The following is an 18,685-nucleotide window of genomic DNA, read 5'->3' as shown; positions in this document are numbered from 1 at the left end:
AAATTTAGGTAGTTTACTAAAATGGAAAAAAATATATTACGCGAAGCTAACATTCTTTTTAACAAGAATGACTTTGACGGCGCATTGGCACTTTACAAAAAAGCCCAGCACATTTTTTTAGATCTCTATGAAAGTTTAGAGTTGGTAATCGAATATACAGAACGCCAAAAATCAAAATGCTTGCCTGTTGAAATTGTGAAACAGTCTTTAAACAAAGATCGCTTTGGAAATGAGGTTACAGAAAAAGTCGTTATAGATAAAAATGATCCACGTTTAACGTTAGTAAAACCAGATTGTTTGGAAGATTATTACTTCAAGCAGATACAAGAGTCGGAACTCTTTGATGCAGAGTATTATCTTTCTAAATATTACGATGAGTTAACTGAAGTAGATAATCTTCTTGAAAATTTCTTAACTGAAGGCATTGAAAAAAAACGTAATCCTTCAAGGAAGTTTGATACTGAGTTCTACTTAAAACATAACCCAGATGTTGCACAAGCTGACGTTAATCCGTTTTTACATTATGTTGGAAATGGAAGGTTCGAAGGTAGGGAGGCATATCCAAAGCCATATGATTCGTCATATGAAGTTTCGCCTGTAGAGTATGTCAAGCGTTTACCAACAGGTGAAGTTTGCAATAATCCTGCGGTCAGAACTATTTGTTTTTACTTACCACAGTTTCATGCTATTCCAGAAAACGATGAATGGTGGGGCAAAGGGTTTACTGAGTGGACTAACGTAAAACCAGCTAAACCACAATTTGAAGGTCATTATCAGCCACACGTTCCAGATGAGTTTCTTGGTTACTACAATTTGCTAGAGAAAGATACTCAACGTAAGCAGATTGAACTTGCTAAGCAATATGGTATCGAGGGATTTTGTTATTACCTCTATTGGTTCTCTGGTCAAAGACTACTCGAGCAACCATTGGATAACATGCTAGCAGACAAAACGTTAGACCTTCCGTTTTGTGTGTGTTGGGCAAATGAAAACTGGAGTAGGCGTTGGGATGGATTGGATAATGATCTTCTTATGGTGCAAGACTATTCGCCAGAAGACGACATCTCATTCATAGAAAATACTTCAAAATACCTTAAAGATGAGCGGTACATTAAAATAAACGGTAAACCTCTTTTAATGGTTTATCGACCTAACCTTTTTCCAGATATGAAGGCAACTGCAAAGCGTTGGCGAAAGTGGTGTCGTGAGAATGGAGTCGGTGAAATTTATCTGGCGTATCCGCAGTCTTTTGAGTCAGTTCCACCTGAAGAATATAATTTCGATGGTGCAGTTGAGTTTCCACCAAATAAAAGTAACCCTCCAAATATTACAGAGTTTCAAACCCCTGTAGTCGAAGATTTTCAGTCGACGGTATACGACTGGAGAGTGTTTATGGAGCGCAGCGAACAGTATCAAGATCCAGGTTATACTTTATTCAGAGGCATAACGCCGTCGTGGGACAATACTGCTAGGAAGAAAAATAAAGGTACAGTTTTTCAAAATAGCTGCCCTTCACTATTCGAACATAACGCGATTAGAGCATTTACCGAAGTCAAACGAGCTGCGAAAAGCAAAGATGAAGAGATTGTATTTGTAAATGCCTGGAACGAATGGGCTGAAGGAGCTCACTTAGAGCCGGACCAAAAATATGGCTACGCGTGGTTGCAAGCAATAAAAAATGCTCATGAAGCAGTATTAAAAAAAAAGAATAGCATACTCTTAGTAAGCCATGATGCACATCCTCATGGTGCACAAGTTTTGTGCTTAAATATGGCAAAGGAGCTATCCGAGAATTTTCACTTCAGGGTGGAAATTCTTGTGCTAGGTGAAGGTAACTTAATCCCTAAATTTAAAAAATACGGAAACGTTACTCAGGTCCACTTGCATATTGACTCACAAGAAAAAGTTGCAGCTATTTTAGAAGATATTAAAGAAAGCGGTGTTGATAAAGTTATTGTAAATACGGCAGTATCAGGCGCTATTTCCTCATTCTTGAATAAAGCTGGCTTTACCCAAATTAACCTCATACATGAACTGCCTAAAGTTCTTGCTCAGTACGATTTACATGGTCAGGTATCTGACATTATAAAGTACTCTGATGAAATTATTTTTCCTGCTAAACAAGTAAAAGATGGATTTGAGTCATTTTCAGGGCAGACTATTGATCATTGGAGTATAACACCGCAAGGTCTTTTCCAGCCGAGCATTCTTCGTAAGGGCGAAACAAAGACAACCTGCAAGCAAATGCTTATTGAACAATTTAGTCTTCCAAGAAATGCACAAATAATATTAAACGTTGCATACGCTGATTATCGTAAAGGCTTTGATCTATTCGTTGAAGCGGCATGCGAGTTGTTTACTAAGCACGAAAACTTATTCGCTATCTGGGTAGGACATCAAGATGGTGGCCTCGTCTCAAAAAGTCTTGAGGTTGCTGAAAAACTAGGATTTAAGGACCGCTTCATATTAACGAACGGATATGTTGATAATCCTCAGGTGTACTATGCCGGTGCTGATATATTCGCCTTGACCTCAAGAGAAGACCCTTTTCCATCTGTTGTTTTAGAATCTCTTGATGCGGAAACGCCTATAGTAGCATTTGAAGACAGTGGCGGATTTGAAAACTTGTTGAATAGAGGTTGTGGTTTACTTGCAAAGAAAGGTGACATTTCTTCTTTTGCGGCCTGTGCAGAGTCGTTATTAACTAACAAGAAGGAAGCAAAAAAGTTGGCCAGCACTGGTAGAGCTTTAATAGATAAAGAGTTCAGGTTTCACCACTATATTTTTGATTTGTTGGGAAAACTAGATTTCTCTATACCTAAGGTTTCAGTAGTTGTTCCTAATTACAATTATGCAGATTATATCGAGCAAAGGTTGGATAGTATTTTCAAGCAAAGCTACCCTATTTATGAAGTTATTATTCTTGACGACAATTCAACTGATAACAGCGTCGATGTGATTAAAAACTATCTTCATGACCAAGAATTTCCTGCAAAACTAATTGTTAACAAATCTAATTCTGGTTCAGTTTTCAAACAATGGGAAAAAGGAGCTGAACTTGCAACCGGCGATTTGATTTGGATGGCTGAGGCCGATGATTTGGCCGCTCCGAATTTTCTTAATAAGCTTACTGATTTGTTTATCAAAGACAAAGAATTAGTACTTGCATATAGCCAGTCTAAGCAAATTGACCAAGATGGGAAGCTACTGAGTAACGATTATTTAGAATACACAGCAGATTTAGGAGAGTTTTGGCAGCAAGACTTTATTGTTGACGGTCAAGATGAAATAAAAAGAGGACTTTGCGTAAAAAACACTATTCCAAATGTTAGTGGTGCTCTTTTTGACCGAGTTGCATTCATAGAGTCTATCGGAAAACTCAAGAATACCTTATCTGAATATAAAGTGGCGGGAGACTGGCTTATATATGTTGACCTATTGCAAAGGGGAAAGCTCGGCTTTATAGCTGAGTCGCTAAACCTGCATAGGCGCCATATTTCAAGCGTTACGAAAGTTAATGACCACATGGAAGAGATCGAGAGAGTTCAAAGCTACAGCAGTAAACTTGTTGAAATTCCCAAAGAAATGGTGGAAAGAATCAGTAACTACAATAAGCTACTTAAAGCACATTTTGCAGGCAAAAGTGAGATGCATTCATGAATAGAGTGCTCATACTAGGTGGGAATGGTTACATAGGAGGCTCTCTTGCATCAAGTTTGATGGCAAGCGGCTATCATGTAACAGTCGTTAGTCGGAGCAGTATTACTAACATTGAATGTCATCGATATATTCAATTAGATCTAGCTAAAAATGACGCCTGTAAATCATTAAATGTAGATGAAGTAGATACAGTTATAGATTTAGTTAGTTACATTCCGCCAAACACAGAAAATGTTTCAGTTTCAGATATCAAGCGAACTTTAGAGTCTTATGAAAACTTACTGAAGCATTTAAACGACAAGCAGTATTTATTTTTTTCTAGCGGCGGAACAGTCTATGGGAACAGCTCAATGCCTTTGAGTGAAAGTGCCCCTCTTAAACCTGTATCACCTTACGGAGTTCAAAAGTGTATTCAAGAGGAGCTCATTCAAAAGTTGATGCCCAAAGGTGTCATCATGAGAGTTACAAATCCCTATGGTGGGATTCAGCAGGTAAAACACGGCGTAGGTTTTGTTGCGCATCTCCTAGATTGTTACTTAAATAAGAGAACGCTTACTCTAACTGTGCCTAAGAATACAGTAAGAGATTACATTCATATCGATGACCTAATTTATGCGACGAAAGGAGTGTTAGATCTAAATAGTGATGTGGTTGAGATTTTTAATATATCAACTTCTCACGGAACATCGCTCGAAGAATTGATTGAGAGCTTGCAGGAGCCTTCTAGATTAGCGTTGGCTGTCAATGACGTTGCGCCGCATAATCATATTCTTTGTAATATTCTAGATAACTCTAAGTTAGAAAATGCGATAAAATTCAAAATTAGAAGCAGGGTTACTCACTTTGTAAATCACTTTTCACACTCCGATTCTAAAAAGTGAATTTCTTAAAATTGATATGAAATTACAAAAAAATGGCCTAGATATGAGTAAATTAATTATACATGCTGGATTCCATAAAACAGGAACTTCAGCTATTCAGCGAACACTTTATAATAATAAGGCTTTACTATCGAGTAATAACTATTTCTACCCAAATTCAGACCCATTTGAAGCTCATCATAAGCTTTTAGCGCGACTTCTTAATAGTCAAATTTATGATTTGGAAGAAGCTAAAAATGATGCGTATAGAACGTTAGCAACGTTCAAAGAGCAAGCATCTGGAAAAGATATTGTGATAAGTTCTGAAATGATATGTGAAGGGTTGAACCCCATAGTCTTTGAGCGTGCGTTTGAGCTTTTTGAGCGTGTTGAGATACATTTTTATATTCGAAATCAGTTAGAACTTACCGAAAGTGCATACAACCAGCAAGTAAAGCAAAATGGTGAAAGTCGCTCACTTCTTGAGTATAAACCTTACACTGTTGATTTATATTCACATGTTGAGCAGTTCCGACAGGTGTTTCCTTCAATAGTGACAAAGTGTCATCTTTACGATAAAGGTGAGTTTGTTGGTGGTAATTTAATTTTTGATTTCTTTGAAAGAGTACTTGAAATAGAAGGACCTGAAATAGACAGGGAAGCTCAAGGTATTACCAATCGATCACTCAGCCCTGTAGCTTGTATTCTCTTAAGATATGCAAATAAGGTTCTAGCAACTAGTAGTAAAGCTAGACAGGATTATATAAAGAAATTGTTTTCTTCTTTTTCGGATAATAGTGATCATTCTTATAAACTTATTCCAGATCATGTTGAAGAGAAAATTTTACAAGAGATTGATTTTTGTAATAAGAGACTCGATAGCGAGTATTTAAATAAGGACTATTTTTCCAAAATTGCTGTCAGAAACATTGAGTTTTTGAGTGATGAAAAAGCCTTTGAAATCGCACGTAGTAAAGAATTTGAAGTCATCATTTAGACGCTTTATAGGAATTTTAACTTGAAGTTATTAAGTAAAGAGTTAGTCGAGCTAATTGACAATACTAACGAATTTGAGTGTGAACAAAGGAAAAAAGTTCTTGAAGAATTAGAAAAACTTAATTTGGAACGTGATTTTCAGTTGGTAGAGAGTGCTCAAAATTTTTTACTGTTAAAATTCCTTGCCATAAACATTTTAATTTTTAATATGCAATTCATGGGCGGTAAAAATGGTACAGAAAAGCGTATTAAAAGTTATTACAACGATATCTTGGCATTTTTGTTGAATCGAAGTCGGACACCAGTTTCAGCGCATAACAGCCTAAACATAGCATACGAATGGGAGTCGAATTTCAAGGTTTGGCGCCCAAGAAAAGTCAAAAATCACAGTTATAGTGATGGTGATTCAGTAGAGGATGAGATCTATCGAGTAGTAGAATCCTCCTCAGATGTTTCGCTTTATTCTGCGCAGTTGACTAAGAATTGTGCCTCTTGGGCTAGCACTTACCACTTTTCTCCAGATAGGCATCATTTAATAAGGCCTCTAGAAGGCCTTATTAAAAACAAAAATGTTCTTGAATTAGGTTGCGGTTGTGGGGCTATAAGCCGTTATCTTGGTGAAATTGCGAACCATTTAGTAGCTGTCGAGGGAAGTATTAACCGTGGAAAAGTCGCAGCAGAACGTTGTAGAGACTTACCTAATGTAAATGTTGTTATCGACTTAATTCAAGACCTTGAGTTTGAAGAGGAATTTGACGTTGTAACTTTAGTCGGGGTTTTAGAATATTCACAGATTTACGTTGATAGTGACGATCCTATAGGTCATGTAATTCAGAAAGCTAAGCAATATCTGAAGCCCAATGGTATTTTAATTGTAGCTATCGAGAACCAGTTAGGGTTGAAGTACTTTGCTGGCGCGCCAGAAGACCATGGTGTTGGAGTCATGGCTGGTATTAATGACATTTACTCCAATGATGATCCCATAACATTTGGTAAAAAAGAGCTTGAAAATAAGTTTATAAGTGAAGGTTTTAAAAAGGTAGATACTTTTCTAGCATTTCCCGATTATAAATTACCCTCATTGATCGTTCACCCTTTATACACACGCTCACCCAATAAATTCGATTTATCAGACATCGTAGCTGGCACTGCAATACACGATGGGCAACCCATAGCCAATCCCACTTTTTCTCTAGAATCTACTTTAAGATTGGTTGAAAGAAATGGACTCTTACCTGATTTAGCTAATTCACATTTATTCGTCTGCCATAAAGAGCAACCTATATTCGATTACAAGCCTCAAGTCATTGCGTCTTATTTTTCTCCAAAGAGAAACCGAACCACAAGACAATATATTGAGTTTATTGATAATGACGGTACAACTACAGTCAATAGAACTCAGTTTGATGAAAGCGGCTCATCAATAGTTACCGAAGAACCTTTGGTTGAAGGAAGTGTTTATCGGTTTTCATTGCACAAGATTATTCAAAAAGAGAACTGGAAAGTAGAGGAGTTAGTTCCTTGGTTTAAAGTATGGTTGGATGAACTCAGAAAGTTCCAGCTCAACGAAAATTTGATAGCAAACAAGGTAAGTCAACTACCAGGGAAGTACCTAGATGCACTACCCCGAAATATGATGGTTAATGCAAACAATGATATCGAGTTTATCGATTTAGAGTGGAATTACCCAAATGACGTACCTTACAATTTAGTAGCATTTAGGGGAATCGTTGTAACTTTAGGAGGCATTACCTCTGTCGCTCAACCCAAAGATGCACCTTTTGTTTCTAGAATAAATCTAGTCAAATATTTACTACGTGAGCTTTCTATATCTGTCGACATCAATCAATTTCAGGGTGTGTTCAGAGAAATTAACTCCTATTTCTCGGCTTCATTTAATACAGGTAGTCTCAACGAGAACGCGTCTTTAGAAGAATTTATAAACCTGCCTCATTTTACCGTAAGAGGTTATAAAGAGGAGCAACAAATAAGGTTAGCTGAATTGTGTCTTTACTGGGCTGAAGAACCAAACGCCTTCTCTGAAGAAAAGACGGTAAAACAGAGCTTCCAAGCCTCTGCTTCAGAGCAAATATTCAATATTCAAATTCCGCACAAGCGAATTAATTCGCTAAGATTAGACATCTCAAATAGAGAAGGAATGTTCTTTCTAGGTGAATGTAAAATTCAAGCAAAGGATGGAAGCGTTGTTTGGGACTTAAATATTGAGCAACCAAACTATTCAGGAGTTGGGGAAATGGAGTTCTTAAGTTTTCAAGGGGGGAAGCAGATAGCTATTAAGAGTACTGGGAATGATCCAAAGTTCACTTTAGATTTGTCTAATGTGGAAGAAGAGGTTTTTAATGCTGGTGCAGTTTTATTATTGCGAATGAGTAGCTTCTTCTAGCAGGACATGGAGTCAAGGAAAGTGCTAAGACAAGCCATTATTTGTCATTTATTCTATCAAACCCACATAGAAAAAGCGCTCGACTACCTAAAGGAGAGCGCCGGCTTAGCTGATATATATGTAACATGCAATCAATCGCTTTCTAGGTGCGTGATAAGAGCGGCAAATAAAAAAGGTTTATCCGTTCAACTGAGGATTTTTGAAAACAGAGGAATGGACATACTTCCATTTCTAAAACTTTTACCTGAACTAGAAAGTTCATACGACGTAGTGACAAAAATCCATGTAAAAAAAGAGGTCGATGATATCGACGTTGTCTGGAACAAATATGCTAGTGAGTCGTTAGTTTTAAGCAGTGTTCTAAAACACGTTGAGCATGTATTTGTACAAAGAAAAGAAGTGGCGTTTGCCGGTATGGCACCTTTTTACTTGTCATGCAAAAAACTAATGCTAGGTAACGAAGAAAATTTCAGCTATTTGTTAAAAAACGTACCAAAATTACACCAAGATTGGGATTCCTTCGGTTTTTTTGCTGGAACTAATTTTAGCGTTCGCCCTAAGGTATTAAGGCACCTGTCGGAGTGGTTGACAAATAATGAACATATATTTGGAGAAGACTATTCGAAAGATGGATCTTGGGCTAACGCTTTAGAAAGAGTTTTTCTTTTAACTTGTAGTGAACTTGATAAGGTTGCTTTGATTTTTTGTCATGAAAACAATGTGTTTTCACAAATTTGTAAACCCACTGAGTTTGTGTCTCATGCCTCGACACGAGAGGTGAGCAATACGCTTAAGTTTATTACCGAAGACAGTAGAGATTTGTCTGCAATTCTTGAACACAGTAAACGTGATTGGGGCGAGCAAGATTTTGTTGGTACACCGAGTTATGTTCCATATTACCTTTTCTTAGAACAGTTTTTAGAAAGCGCCAGTCAGATTGAGTCGTTCCGCATTCTGAAGCGTCAAAGAACAACTATTAATTGGCAAGAGTTAAAGCAAAAAGCGCGAACAAAGCACAAGGTTTCTATTGTCATTCCTGTTTATAACCAAGCAGAGTTGACGGAAGCGTGTGTTCGCTCGATATTTACACATAATGACGATCAAATCTTAGAAGTTATTGCCGTAGACAATGGCTCAGACCTGCAGACTAAAAAGGTACTACAGCGGCTTTCGGGTCTTTTTGAAGCCTTTTCGGTAGTATCACTTGATATGAATTTGAATTTTTCTTTGGGTTGCAATATCGGCTTCGCTAAGAGCGAAGGTGATTATATTGTCTTCTTGAACAATGACATTGAAGTAACGAAAGGCTGGCTTTCCTCTTTAGTTTCTCCAGTGAAATCCGGGGAATATTTTGCAACGCAGCCCCTGCTCTTATACCCCGACAAGACAATACAAAGCGTAGGTATCACTTTTAATCGCAATAGCTGCATAGGCTATGGTATTTACAATGGTAAGCCGCGCAGCTTTGTTGAAAGCATAAAAAATACAATTTTTTCAGCAGTTACAGCGGCATGCATTTGTGTAAAGGCGAAAGACTTTGCTGAAGTTGAAGGTTTTTCTCCTGTCTACATTAATGGCCAAGAAGACATAGACCTTTGTTTAAAGCTTAAAAGGCTTACTTCTTTGATGGCCAAAGTTGTTACATCTAGTGTTCTGGTTCATCATGAGTCTAAGTCTGAAGGTCGATTTGATAACGTTAAGCTTAATAGACATATATTTGTAAAACGATGGGCAACACATGTCAGCTCCGACGACATAGAACACTATAAAAGTGATAGAGTTCTGATTACTAACACGAAGATAGACGCCACAAATATTCCTTTTTGGATAAAGTCAGCATCGCATGTAGTAGCATCGAAGATAGATGCTGATACTCATTCTTTAGTGGGGAATTTTTATGAAGGGCAAATAAGTGCAAGTTCTGCGTTGTCATCTTTAATGTTCTTAACGCAAGAAAGTCCCTCGTTGGCTTCGTCGTTCGAATATACGTTTGAAAGCTTAAGGGAAGCGTTACACAAAGAGAAGCATGTAACACGTACACTAATAGTTACCAACGGCGCATTTTCTGAAAATCACTTGTTGGCCGACAAGCTTTACGACTTTTATAAAATTCAAAGGAGTAGCGTTGGGATAGCGCTAATTTCTAGTCGGGATCGAATTGCATTAAGCTGCTATAAAGAAATGCCTCACGAGCAGAGGCAAACGAACTGTCTCTATTTAAATTCCGAAAATATTGAGCTCGCTTCTTTTATTCAATATGCACTTAGCTACCGGGCTGACAATATCCACCTCGTTGAATCTTCGCGAGAGTCTTTGCTTTTAGCTGCCGTTTATAAGTATCTATACAACAGCAAAATTTACATAGAACGTTTAGCGTCGATAGGAACATTATCCTCCTGTTTCGATATTCAGAACGCTGATAAACAGTCTCTTGATTTCGTTGAGCCAGTAGTGACGAAAGGTTTCGAACGTCAATATATTAAATCTAAACATATTGCTACTTTGAATTCGGCTAATTCCTATTCAATGATTTTTCTCTATGAAGAAAATAATTTTATTGAATTGGCTTGGTTCATAAATTATGTTCAGCGCTTTTTTCGAGCGAAGCTTAATGTTCATCTGCTAGTTAGTGGGGAACTGAATCCATCCCATAAAATGCTATGCCTTGGTGAGCATACCAACCTAATATTTTTAGATAGGGACAGCGAAGCTTTAACCATTACAAGCAAGAAATCTATCGTGTTTACACCGCGTGACAAGCAAATACCAGCAGAACAAGTGGCTATGGTAAAATTCGTGAGCGAATCTATTAATCTACTACCAATTGATTTTAGCGTGGCGAACTATAGTGTCTTTTCTCAGCCAATTAAAACATTTATTAGATGGTTAAGGACGAATTGCCTCAAACACGATACTGATAAATTTAAAGAAAAGACAGTTCCACAACTTAGAGATTGTAAACGTGAAGACTATACGCCATTAGAAAGAAAGTATTGCTTGGCGTTGCTCCAAGGAGACATTAAAAAATTGCTAGAAGAAAGCTGATACTCATACCTGATTGTAAGCGCCTTATGCGATATGCTATTCTCAAAAATTACATTCCTCACTGCATTTCAATCGAACACTCATCTACCGAAAAGTAACAATGACTGAAGAATATCAACAACAGCTAAAACTTATTCGTAACGCCCTGATTAATAATAACTATGAGTACGCTAATTTAAAACTTAAAGCGTTGTCGGAACAGTTCCCAGAACAAGCTCCTATTTTTAGCTTTTTGGTTGAGTATACGCAGGTCAAGTTAGAGGGAGGAAATTTACTAGATACGGTAGAGCAACCAGTTAAGTCGCTTTCACATCATTTTATTGGGAAGAGGGTCGAAAGAAAAGGCTGCTCTTTTTCTAAAGATGATCGCAAGCTTCCCATAAACGTGCTTGTTATTAGCTGGGATATTGGCCATAACCCGTTGGGAAGAGCTTATATGCTTGCCGAAGCAGTTCAAAGAGTCGCGGGTAACGTTTTGCTTGCAGGGTATCAGTTCGAGCGGTATGGAAAAGATATATGGGAGCCAGTAAGAGAATCGAAGATACCGGTAATTTCCTTGAAAGGTAAACTTCTGCCTGAATTATTGGAAGAAGCTGAGAAGATTGTAGAGCGCTATAACCCTGATATAGTGATAGCGTGTAAGCCTCGGTTACCTTCTGTTAATTTAGGAATGCTTTTCAAAGCACGCAAAGGAATTCCTCTTATAATTGATGTCGACGACCACGAGCTTTCTTTCACGAAAGAAAAATCAGACATATCGTTAGCAGAGTTGACCGAGTTCCCAGAAAAATTCAGTAGCATTGCTGAGCCTTATGAAAGTGAATGGACTCAACTAAGCCATAATTTAGTCGGTTTCGCTGATGAGATAATAGTATCGAACGTCGCGCTGGAAAAAGAGTTTGGTGGATATCAGATTCCGCACGTTCGAGATGAAAGTACTTTTGACCCCTCACGCTTTGAAGTTGCGGCTGTGCGCCGTCAATATGGAGTTCCAGAGAAAGCTAAAGTAGTAATGTTTTTTGGAACTCCTCGAATTCACAAAGGTATAGGGAAAGTTGCGCAGGCTGTAGGTCAAATCAATGATGACAACTTTCTTTTTGTTGTGGTTGGTACTTCCCCTGATAAGAGAGTTACTAGTGAATTAGAAAAATTAAGCAAGGGAAGGCTGCTCAACATTCCAAATCAGCCTTTTTCGTCTATTCCAGAGATTCTTACAATGGCGGACCTGGTTTGTTTGCCACAAGACGTTACGCATGAAACATCGAAATACCAGTTACCAGCAAAAGCGATGGACGCAATTGCGATGTGCAAGCCTCTGCTTGTCTCGAGTACTGTACCATTAAAGCAACTTGTTGATGCAGGCGTTGCAGAGTTAATTGATGAACATAATTTGGCTTCACAGATCTATTCAGTGGCAAATCGAAAGCTGAGTTTGGATATACTGAAGAAACGTAAAGAGAAGTTTCTTTCTAATTATAGCTACAAATCCGCCGAGCCAATTTTACGAGAGATATTTAAATCCGTGTCAGATAAGAAAGGCACTATTGATATCACTGAGCAAGAGAAATTTTGGGATGGTGTGCGAAGCTTGTTTGTACCTAAAGATCTTTCTAAGCGTTCTAACGGAATAGATATAGTATTGTTTTGGAAACAGAATGATTCAGGGTTGTACGGGCGTCGGCATGACATGGTCGCTAAACTACTATCAGAACGTGATGACGTAAGAAAAGTTCTTGTAATCGACGCACCTATTTCAACCTTTGATTTGAACAAAAAAGTCAGTAAAGAAGCGTCATTAACTCAAGAACGAGCAGTTTATATAAAAACTTATGAAAAAAAACTCGGTCAGCTTGACTCTGATAACCTCATATACGATGTATTTATTCATCAGCCGGGTATTTACTATTCTGATACACCTATAGCCGGTCGAATTCCGTTGTTAGAAGATTACAGTGAATTTCTCACTAAAGTTTTCGAGAGAGAAGGAATTAACACAAGAAATTCTGTATTTTGGTTTTACCCTAAAAATTACTTAGCAGAAGATTTAATTGATATTTTTGAGCCAAAGTCAGTAGTTGTTGATGTGGTAGATGATCATAGAACTTGGCCTAATGTAAGTAAGCAGGAGATTTCTAAACTTACGAAGCATTACGAAAGTCTTTTGAAAAAGGCAGATTTGGCCTTTGCAAATTGTCAATCCGTTTACGATTCGATGTCAGAGTATACCCCTTTTATACAGTTGATACCCAATGGTTGTGAGCGTAGTCCAAAGGTTACCAAGCATTATGCTAAATTTATTGATGATATGAGAGCTCATACAGGGCCGATTATTGGATTTGTCGGTAATTTGGAGTCAAAGATAGATGATAAATTGATCGAAAAGTTAGCGCATGAAATGCCGGAAGCATTGATAGTTTTGGTTGGATCAACACATGCGAATCCTGATATTAAAAGGCTAAGCACAATTTCAAACATTGTTATGCCAGGTGTAATCGAAAGCCGAAATGTTAACGCTGTTATTAGAGAGTTTGACGTTTGTATTGTTCCACACAAGAGAACTGCGCTTACTATCAATATGAACCCATTAAAAGTGTTTGTTTACTTGAGCAACAAAAGGCCAGTAGTAACGACTGATATTGACAACCTTCCCAATAGTAAGGCCGTGCTAGTATCTAAAAATGCGGATGAGTTTGTCGACAATGTTAAGAAGGCTATTGCAAATAAATTTGATGAATCGATTTATTTAAAGTTTATCGAGCAAAATTGTTGGGAGAGTCGATTCAGGTCGCTCGATCATTATTTTGAAAACGTTGCTAAAAAAGTAATCGAAAATTAATGTTCTTGGGCCGTAGATTCATTGGTCTTTATGAAAAACAATGAATCTACGGCCCAATATCCTGCAGCGCTTAACATCAAAAAACATTTCTTCGCACGTAAATGTTTGAGTAAGTGCATATCTAGTTACATTATTCAGCCGTCAAATGCAGCAAAAATTACTTGGTTTACTTCTTTAGAATAAAATAGGCCTTAAATTGGTTTTGTTAACAGAATTTTTGGACCAGATTAAATTCATCTGACAGCAGACTCTTAGCTTTTAGATAAGTTTCTGGGTGCTTAATTACTAAACTTTCAGAATCAGGTTTTTTGCTCTCTTCAAGGTTATCGAGAGGCAAATTTATTAAGTTTTCTAGTTCAGATAAGCTGTCCTCATATCTGTGTGTTGAGCCAATAAAGTCAAAGTTTTCTGGTGCGATGTGCTGAAAATATCTTTGGTAAGTATTGCGAATGACTTCAAATTCCGGTTTCGTCAAAATTAAGTAAAAAGCTTCTTCAACTGATAATTCGGTTAAATCAAGTGTATACTTCAATAGGTTTTTGTAATGAGTAGTGGGCTGCTTGTTTCGTAAAATGTGTTTTGTGAGCAACCATAGTCGTTCTGCTGGATCTCTGATCCAGCAAATTCTTTTAGCATTTGGAAACATTGCTTTGTGGTTTACATGGCTAGCAAAGTGACCATGTAGAACGTAGACGTCTTTTGGTAAGCTTATGCCACGGCCACTAGTTAGTACGTTTGCTCCAGTATTTTCGTAAACGCCAAATATACTTTCTCTTCCATATGCGTTTGTGAGGGCTTTTTCAAACGATCTACAAACCGATTTTGGAATATGGTGAGAAATCAATTCGACACCAGGATGATCGCACAACATTGGTTCCAATGTTCGCTGTTGATGATTTGTTGGATATTCCAAGCTTACAAAGTCGTTTTTGGCGGGACGTTGAAAAGGCCCTAAATTATAAGCTCTACAAATTATGTTAATGAAAGATAGGTGTCTCTCATTTTGCAAAGTGCTTTCAATGGTCCGAATGACATTTAATTGGTAGTTTTCTAAATTACTTTTCTTGGCTGTCTTGCATAGCTCTCTAAGTTCTTCATAACTACGAGGGTGGAAACTTAACCACCCTTTTACTATATTCTTGACGTCATTAGAGTGAATAAACTGAGGGACACGAGTCGCCTGTATCTTCCTCTCGCAAATATTAATAAATTTTTCTCCATTTTCTTGAGGAAAAGCGTTTAAAAATTCTTTAATTTGGTCTAAATATCCATTTTTAGCGTGAGTATATCCGGTTTCTGATAGCAATGAGTACTTGGGAGTATTTTCTGAGATCCACTGCAGATATTCATCCAATGCAGTATGAAAATCACGTTTCTTATAAAAGTTGACTGCTCTTTTGAACTCTAAGGCTTTGTGGCTATACGATGAGTTAATCGGTTTGCTCTGAACAGATATATTAGATGTATCTAAACCAATTGTGTCAAGAAAATCCGTTACTATATTACCTTTTACAAACATATTTTTTGCATAAAAACGCAACAAAAACCTTTGTGAAGGATAAGTTTGGAAGCTCCTTAGTATTCTTCTCAAGCTTGAAGATATTGGGTGCATAATATCTTCAAAAGGCGAAGTTTTAAAATGACGCTTTACACTCTGGTTGTGCGATGATTCAACAACTTCTAGCTCATTTCTAAGGTAAAGAACTACTCTAGCTTGAGGTATCTTTTCTAATAGCAAGTCAATATGTTCAAAAAAATACTCTGAAGAAAAAAGAAGTTTATTAGCGTTTAATTTTTTAGCTTCTTTTTGTACAGCCTCTAGTTTCTTGCTTGAAAAAATCAAATCACCGTTATTTCCTTTTTCAAATAAGCTCAGTAAATTTCCACTACTTATAAGGTTTTTATCTAAGTGATGCGCTGGGTAAAATACCCCCTTGATAAGAAACCATTCTCTATGGCGTGAGCACCACTGTTGTATAAAAGACGTCCCGGTCTTAGGAGGGCCTACATGAATAAAAATTTCCATCGAATAGCTTTTTTACCTTTAACTTATAATGTTTTTATAAACGCTAGTATACTGTAGAGACATCTGTTTCAAATTTTGCCTTCTTCCTTCATTCTTTTGCCATCTTGTGACGTTTTCAGCATAATTTTGCCAGATTGTCGCTTTTGGCACCTCATTTAGAACATTAAATAAGTCATCTAGATTGGCATTTTTTACTAATACTCCGCATTTATTGATATCTATTCTTTCTTTGACAGCACCATTATCAAAAGCTATCACAGGAACTCCGTTTGCCCACATTTCAGTCAAAGTGTGACACCATGTCTCGGGCCAAATAGATAGGAGTAAGCCCCAGCTAGGATTGATTTTTTCTATTTCAAGAGAAACTTCATCTCTTCTATAAGCACCGTACTCAAAAAACCTAGGATGCGTTATTTCAGTGTCTGCTAGTTTGCCTAGTAAGTGAATTTCAAAATTTGAGAACTTTTCCAATATTGGCAAGATGAAATCGCTCCCTTTGCTTTTGACTATCGTCCCTAGCATTAATAATCTTACGTTTTTGCCGCTTTCAGGCCTCTGAGCCAGAGAAGAAAAATGAGTAAAGTCACGGCCATGTGGAATGACATGAAAAGGCTTGTTTAACGCAGACGGCAGGTTTTGTATTGTGACATTTTTAGCAAACTCGGATGTTGTAATGATTGAGTGTACATGCGAGAGCATCGAATCAAATATGTAACGCCAATTTTTTATGTCACGGTGCTTTAAATTCGAAAAATATTCTTTGGGCCACAATTCGATATTACACATCCCGAAGCCCTCTGTGCAATTACCACCGCAGTAATTATTCTCATTGTCTAGCAACTTAACTGAAGGACATACGGGGTAAAAATCGTGAATCGAATATACGGTAGGGATACCAAGCTTCAAAGCTTCCTTGACTAAACCAATGCTGTGCCAGGCGATCTGTCTAACATGAACCAATTCTATGGACCACAAATTAAGCAAGCTTATTAAAAGATTGTCGTATTCAATACTAGTATGGGTGTTCGGTGTTATTGGAGAGTTAAGGTAATTTGTTTGTAGGTGCAGTTCCTCTTGCCCGGTGATCAAGTATAAGCTAATTCTTCTTGAGTTACTTCTTAATAGAAAGGTTTCATACTCGTTCTGAATAGACATCATAAGGTCTTTATTGGTTTTTGCGGTTCCTCCTTCTTCGGTTGCAATAACGAATAATATCCTCGGTTTACATTGTGAAAAAAGGCTATCATAGTTCTGTAAAAGAAGTGAAACGCGCTTTTTCATAAATTGAAACGGCTTAGACGAAAAGCCTTTATTGATCAGGGCGTCGTAGTCTCCATAGCGCTCATTCAATTTTGTGACGCCACTTTCAATTAACTTCAGTTTTTCTGTTCCAAATGACTTTGCTCCGTGATGAAAGACGAATGTTCGCGGGTCAACTATATTTTTCCAGCCTGCTAAATGGGCTTTGAAGCAAAAATCATTCTCCTCACCATATCCTCTGGGGAAAGCTTCTTCGTCTAAGTATCCAATTGAATCGAACACAGTGGACTTTATATACATACAAAAGCCGTGGCCAGTAGGAACTTCAAGTGACTCGAGTTGTATGCCTTGAGACAATAGTCGTGTCAATTCACTTGGACTTGCGGATTCTAATGAGCCAGCGCTCTCAGTAAAAATAGAAAAGGGGCCTGCGCAATTAGATAGAGGGGTGACGGTTCCTATTCTGTCTTGACTATATGCGGCACACTTTAAATTTTTGATTAGTGTCTTAGGAACTACAGTATCAGAATTGAGGATTATTATATCATTCCCAGAAGCTTCACGAATGCCTTTATTAACAGTTTTGGTGAAGCCTAGGTTTTCAGTATTTCTTAAAATAGAGACTTTGCTTTGAGTAGCGTAGTAATTCAATAGCTCTGGTATCTCAACTTCGTCACTGTAGTCGTCAATTAAGATTACTTCATAGGCGCCCCTAAGCTTAAGTACACTGTCGATGCAATTTCGAAGAAAGCTTGCACCATTAAAAATGGGGATAACGATTGTCACCCTCTTTGTGCTTATATCGTGAATGATTTGCTCTGGTTTCTCGGGCAACCCCAGTTCTTTGAGATTTTTCCACCAGATATCGGCGTCTAACTTCCGCTCGGGTTCAATACATTGGTGCCGACCGTATAATTCATAATGAATAATTGGTGGTATATCGCGTTGGATTGGGGCAGCTATTTGATTGAGGTAATACTCCTCGTCAAATAAAGGTCCTGGGAGTCGACCCTCTATGTAACCGCTTCTTATGTAATGTTCTTCAGCTACAACTTCTGCTTTCGCGACATCTGGATATTCGCTCAAGTACCATTTGGCGTCAAAATATTTTGATTTTTCAAGTATCTTGGCTTGCCTTTTGATGCGAAGATTTTTTAACTGTTTGAAAACTACAGTGGCAAGCCTAAAAGTACACTTACCGAGTGGAAATATTAAATTTTTTAATAACTGCATTGTCATTGAATCTTCAGGAAGTCGCCTAGGTAGTTTATATATTGTTTAAGTCTGAAAGTATTGAATACAGGCAGAAAATGTAAAGAGGTATACTACTTTTAGTGACGATGGTACCATTAGCAGGTCAGAAACTCACTGGTTAATGGCCCATTGTGGAGCTCAAAACATTTTATTATTACACTTACAAAACACAAACTTTGAGAGGTATTGCGCGGTTGTAGTTTTAGATAAGTAGAACAAGAGTGGAGTGTTTGTGTGTTGATAAATGATTGTTATTAGTTTTTAACTTTTTAGGATTAATGAATATTGCTTATTAGCGCGGTTACTGGTTACTGTAAGCTTTAGAACATAACCATGATTAAACA

Annotated in this window: 8 protein-coding genes; 6 read left to right on the top strand and 2 right to left on the bottom strand. The window is 37.5% G+C overall.

The window, feature by feature from the left end:
• Positions 1–21 precede the first annotated feature (21 nt).
• The 6 genes from OZ660_RS17010 to OZ660_RS16985 all read left to right on the top strand — a co-directional run bounded on the left by OZ660_RS17010 (position 22) and on the right by OZ660_RS16985 (position 13,801).
• Positions 22–3,660: a glycoside hydrolase family 99-like domain-containing protein gene (locus tag OZ660_RS17010; protein WP_274741748.1), complete on the top strand. Its 3,639-nt coding sequence runs from the start codon at positions 22–24 to the stop codon at positions 3,658–3,660.
• Positions 3,657–4,541, top strand: coding sequence for an NAD-dependent epimerase/dehydratase family protein (locus OZ660_RS17005; RefSeq protein ID WP_274741747.1), 885 nt, complete (start codon positions 3,657–3,659; stop codon positions 4,539–4,541). Before OZ660_RS17010 ends, OZ660_RS17005 begins: the two co-directional genes overlap by 4 nt.
• A gap of 43 nt (positions 4,542–4,584) precedes the next feature.
• Positions 4,585–5,517 carry a hypothetical protein gene (locus OZ660_RS17000; RefSeq protein WP_274741745.1) on the top strand — a complete coding sequence of 311 codons (933 nt, stop codon included), beginning with the start codon at positions 4,585–4,587 and terminating at the stop codon, positions 5,515–5,517.
• A gap of 21 nt (positions 5,518–5,538) precedes the next feature.
• Positions 5,539–7,920: a class I SAM-dependent methyltransferase gene (locus OZ660_RS16995; RefSeq protein WP_274741744.1), complete on the top strand. Its 2,382-nt coding sequence runs from the start codon at positions 5,539–5,541 to the stop codon at positions 7,918–7,920.
• A 21-nt stretch (positions 7,921–7,941) separates the two neighbouring features.
• Positions 7,942–10,965 (top strand): glycosyltransferase family 2 protein, encoded by a 3,024-nt coding sequence (locus OZ660_RS16990; RefSeq protein ID WP_274741743.1) that lies wholly within the window; start codon positions 7,942–7,944, stop codon positions 10,963–10,965.
• 100 nt (positions 10,966–11,065) lie between these two features.
• On the top strand, positions 11,066–13,801 hold the full coding sequence (locus OZ660_RS16985) for a glycosyltransferase (RefSeq protein WP_274741741.1): 2,736 nt from the start codon (positions 11,066–11,068) through the stop codon (positions 13,799–13,801).
• 205 nt (positions 13,802–14,006) lie between these two features.
• On the opposite strand, the gene OZ660_RS16980 is transcribed toward OZ660_RS16985, so the two are convergent.
• Positions 14,007–15,827 carry a hypothetical protein gene (locus tag OZ660_RS16980; RefSeq protein ID WP_274741740.1) on the bottom strand — a complete coding sequence of 607 codons (1,821 nt, stop codon included), beginning with the start codon at positions 15,825–15,827 and terminating at the stop codon, positions 14,007–14,009.
• A gap of 18 nt (positions 15,828–15,845) precedes the next feature.
• A complete protein-coding gene (locus OZ660_RS16975; protein WP_274741739.1) occupies positions 15,846–18,320 on the bottom strand; it encodes a glycosyltransferase in 2,475 nt (824 codons plus the stop codon).
• Positions 18,321–18,685: the final 365 nt, after the last annotated feature.

The sequence above is a fragment of the Alteromonas sp. 009811495 genome (genome assembly GCF_028865455.1).
GTDB lineage: Bacteria > Pseudomonadota > Gammaproteobacteria > Enterobacterales > Alteromonadaceae > Alteromonas.
Note: the sequence above shows the minus strand (reverse complement) of the source record. Positions and strands in the feature narration are given on the sequence as shown.

Coding starts and splice junctions, on each gene's coding strand:
- OZ660_RS17010 (WP_274741748.1), top strand. CDS start 22: ATGGAAAAAAATATATTACGCGAAGCTAACATTCTTTTTAACAAGAAT.
- OZ660_RS17005 (WP_274741747.1), top strand. CDS start 3,657: ATGAATAGAGTGCTCATACTAGGTGGGAATGGTTACATAGGAGGCTCT.
- OZ660_RS17000 (WP_274741745.1), top strand. CDS start 4,585: ATGAGTAAATTAATTATACATGCTGGATTCCATAAAACAGGAACTTCA.
- OZ660_RS16985 (WP_274741741.1), top strand. CDS start 11,066: ATGACTGAAGAATATCAACAACAGCTAAAACTTATTCGTAACGCCCTG.
- OZ660_RS16980 (WP_274741740.1), bottom strand. CDS start 15,827: ATGGAAATTTTTATTCATGTAGGCCCTCCTAAGACCGGGACGTCTTTT.
- OZ660_RS16975 (WP_274741739.1), bottom strand. CDS start 18,320: ATGCAGTTATTAAAAAATTTAATATTTCCACTCGGTAAGTGTACTTTT.